Below are 436 nucleotides of genomic sequence, written 5' to 3'. Positions count from 1 at the left end.
GGACGTTGAGGAAGTATATTTCGGAGAAAACGGGATTATTGAAAATGCCAAAGAAGGTTCGTATATAATTGATATGACTACGACAAGCCCCAAACTTTCCGAGAGATATTTGAAGCGGCGGCCGCAAAGGGGCTCAAAGCTCTTGACGCTCCCGTAAGCGGTGGAGATATCGGAGCGGAAAAAGGAACCCTTCCAATTATGGTGGGCGGCCGTAAAGAGGACTTTGACGCATGCGCCGATATATTTGGGGCAATGGGTACAAATATTAGGTATGAAGGAAAAGCCGGAAGCGGGCAGCATGTAAAAATGGCGAATCAGATTGCCATTGCAGGCACCGTATGCGGCGTAGCCGAAGCGGTAAGCTATGCGAAAGTCATGGGCGTAGATGTAACTATTATGCTTGATACAATTTCAAGCGGCGCGGCCGGCAGCTGGC

General features: G+C 49.3%; 1 pseudogene. It reads left to right on the top strand.

Features of this window, described 5'->3' with window-relative positions:
* Positions 1–436, top strand: a pseudogene (locus NE664_14265) (NAD(P)-dependent oxidoreductase).

The organism is Anaerotignum faecicola, from assembly GCA_024460105.1.
In the GTDB taxonomy this organism is placed as follows: domain Bacteria; phylum Bacillota; class Clostridia; order Lachnospirales; family Anaerotignaceae; genus JANFXS01.
Note: the sequence above shows the minus strand (reverse complement) of the source record. Positions and strands in the feature narration are given on the sequence as shown.